Origin of the sequence: Spirillospora sp. NPDC000708 (assembly GCF_040299565.1) — a bacterium.
Lineage (GTDB): Bacteria > Actinomycetota > Actinomycetes > Streptosporangiales > Streptosporangiaceae > Spirillospora.
On record NZ_JBEPCJ010000210.1, the window covers coordinates 1 to 2,910 of the forward strand.

Here is a 2,910-nt window from a genome sequence, read left to right on the forward strand (position 1 = left end):
TTATTAATACTGTTAGCGTGGACAATTATTTATCTGTATATAGGAAATTAAAAATATAATCAATTAATTAATGAAAGGTAAGAAGCACTATGGAAGGTTTTGATGAATTTAAAAATATTTTAGTTGGGGTAGATGAATCAGAAGGAGCTCAAAAAGCCTTTCAATATGCTGTAAAGCAAGCGAGTAAAACTGGAGCCGCATTACTGATTGCCTCAATTTTAGAAATTGAAGAGCTGAATGTTTATGAAGCGTTAGACCCTGAGTACTTGAGGCAGAAACAAAGTCAATTGTCACTTAATTTGGAAAAGTACAAACAATATGCAGAAAATAGCGGTGTAAAAAACATTCAGCTGTACAGTGGAGAAGGTGATCCGGCCGAGGAAATTACTAAGACGATTTTGCCAGCAACATCTGCAGATATCTTAATCATTGGATCGCGATCAATGCATGGAATTAAAGGATATTTTGGTTCGCATGCTACTTATATGGTTAAAAATTCTCCAATCTCAATTACAGTTATTAAGTAAATATTGCAGATAATATGTATTTGGGTCAATATCTTGGACAAATTGGTTCTGTTGCGAAGTTTGAAAATCAAACGCGTCCGCTCTGAACTCCAAATATCTTAGGCTGTTATTCCCATTAATACCTTGATTTCAGTAGACACCGAAAAGCCGAAGAGCGTTCCATTTCTTCGGTTCTTTTTATATATTCCTCGAAGGGTCTCCATGCCCTTAATCGTGGAAGAGGCTGTACGGAGACTTTGATAAAATTTATTCCGTCGTTTAATAGGTCGATGGTCTTGTTCTATTAAATTGTTAAGATACTTCACAGTTCGGTGCTCTGTCTTAGTATATAAACCCACACTCTGTAACTTTCTAAAGGCGGAGCCAAGAGAAGGTGCTTTATCGGTCACAATTGCTTTCGGCTCACCAAACTGTTTATGGAGTCGTTTTAAGAAAGCATAGGCTGCTTGCGTATCCCGTTTCTTTCGTAACCAGATATCTAAGGTTAAGCCGTCCGCATCAATTGCACGATAAAGATAATGCCAACGTCCCTTAATTTTGATATAGGTTTCGTCCATTTTCCATGAATAGAAGGATTGTCTATTTTGCTTCTTCCAAAGATAATAGAGGACTTTGCTGTACTCTTGCACCCAACGATAAATCGTAGTATGACAAACATTTATTCCACGATCATATAACAATTCCTGAACTTCACGATAGCTTAGATTGTAACGCAGGTAGTAACCAACAGCGACAATAATGACGTCTTTTTTGAATTGTTTGCCTTTAAAATGATTCATTACTCTGTCCTCTCTGTCTTTTTTCTCAATTTTACACTAAAATAGATTTTTTGGAAAACTTTGCAACAGAACCAAAGAAATAATAAATTCTAGGCCCTTAAAAGAAAAAATCAAATTTTTAACAAAGGTTATTATTATTAAGGCGAAAAACCATTAAGCCGTTAAATGAAAATGCAAAGGGTTCATATACAATTATGTTAATTACGACCCGAATTGCTAGTTGATTATTTAGACATGACTTGATACCCGATAGAATATCTTAAAGTCTCTGGTTCCAGTGATTTAGCTGATTTTAACAGTAAAGAATACGCTAAAAGTATCATCTCTAATCTCAATTGAAAACCTTGAGGCGAACGACTTTTACAACGCTCAGCTCCTAGATTTGTCAAAAAAGAGAAAACTCGCTCAATCACTTTTCTACGTTTTGAAAAATTAGGGAAAAGGATTTTCTTTTGCTTCATATTCTTCCTGACAGGTGTCATTAGATCAATTCCTTTTAATTCCAGCCTATCATGCAGTGACTGACCTAGATATCCCATATCTCCAAGGACTGTTGGTGTCCCAAATTGACTCAACACTTCCTCGGTCATTGAACGATCAGCCATTGAAGCAGGAGTAATTGTGTAGTCGATGACATAGCCTGATTCACTGACTAAAGCATGACATTTACATCCATAGAAGTACTGTCCCTTTGTAGCATTGTAGCCAACATTTGCATCATCTCCAAGAACTTTGCTTCTGAAATTACGAATAGGCTGACACAAAGGAAGGGGGAAGCTATCAATAATGGATACACTCATTCCTTCAACCTCTTTAAAGACGAGTGCTTGGCGAATGACTTGGATACTCGGTAAGAGGGCATTACAACGGCGGACAAAGCGAGAATATTCTAGGAAATTAGGAAATAAACTTTGAGCCAATTGGTGCTTAGCTTTAAGTGTTTCACTAAAATGCAGTACGCCCCATAGGTAACAAGCGATAACTAAGCAATCTGATGTTGCGAGATGGACGTTCTTTCGGTTTTGAACCTCAAGGGAAACACTCGTTTGATAAAGCGTCTCAATGGTTGTCAGTAAATAAACAAAAACTTTTGGAAGTGTGCTATTATAAGTCATATAAGTCGTGCGCTTTCTAATGCTTAGTGGTTTAAGATTAGGATAGCACGACTTATTTATTTTCCAATGAAATTAACTAGCAATTCGGGTATAATAAAAGCATTTTTTAATATGATTACTGCTTTTATTATTTCCTCCAAAACTGTTGTTTTACCTTTGTGTCGGTAGATTGTCGTTCTTTTGTCGTCTATCTGTCGTGTACATGTTTAAAAAAATAGTTTATTATATATTCATGAATAAATATAGAGTTGCTGAGTTAAGAAAAAAAAGAGGTTGGACGCAAGAAGTACTGGCTGAAAAAGCAAATATAACTGTTAGAACGGTTCAGAGAATAGAAAATGGAACGGATGTTAGTTTAGATACTTTAGCCTCAATATCTAATGCTCTTTTAGTTCCAGTAAGTGAACTATTTGAAAGCATTGAGGAAGAAGCAAAAGAGGTAGAAATCATGGATATGTCTAAAGAACAGCTTATTCAACTGAAATATAG

The 2,910-nt window shown here is 35.8% G+C and carries 4 protein-coding genes; 2 read left to right on the forward strand and 2 right to left on the reverse strand.

What is annotated here, in order from left to right:
• Positions 1–89: 89 nt before the first annotated feature.
• Positions 90–527: a universal stress protein gene (locus ABT299_RS52430; RefSeq protein ID WP_047687110.1), complete on the forward strand. Its 438-nt coding sequence runs from the start codon at positions 90–92 to the stop codon at positions 525–527.
• Between the two features lie 98 nt (positions 528–625).
• On the opposite strand, the gene ABT299_RS52435 is transcribed toward ABT299_RS52430, so the two are convergent.
• Together ABT299_RS52435 and ABT299_RS52440 are read right to left on the reverse strand one after the other, a co-directional pair.
• The gene (locus tag ABT299_RS52435) at positions 626–1,306 is read right to left on the reverse strand and encodes an IS6-like element ISS1N family transposase (protein ID WP_500255442.1); all 681 of its coding nucleotides are present in this window, start codon (positions 1,304–1,306) and stop codon (positions 626–628) included.
• A 224-nt stretch (positions 1,307–1,530) separates the two neighbouring features.
• Positions 1,531–2,421: an IS982-like element IS982B family transposase gene (locus tag ABT299_RS52440; RefSeq protein ID WP_500255443.1), complete on the reverse strand. Its 891-nt coding sequence runs from the start codon at positions 2,419–2,421 to the stop codon at positions 1,531–1,533.
• A 232-nt stretch (positions 2,422–2,653) separates the two neighbouring features.
• Here ABT299_RS52440 and ABT299_RS52445 point away from each other — a divergent pair.
• The coding region (locus ABT299_RS52445) for a helix-turn-helix domain-containing protein (RefSeq protein ID WP_500255444.1) at positions 2,654–2,910 on the forward strand (257 nt) is incomplete at its 3' end.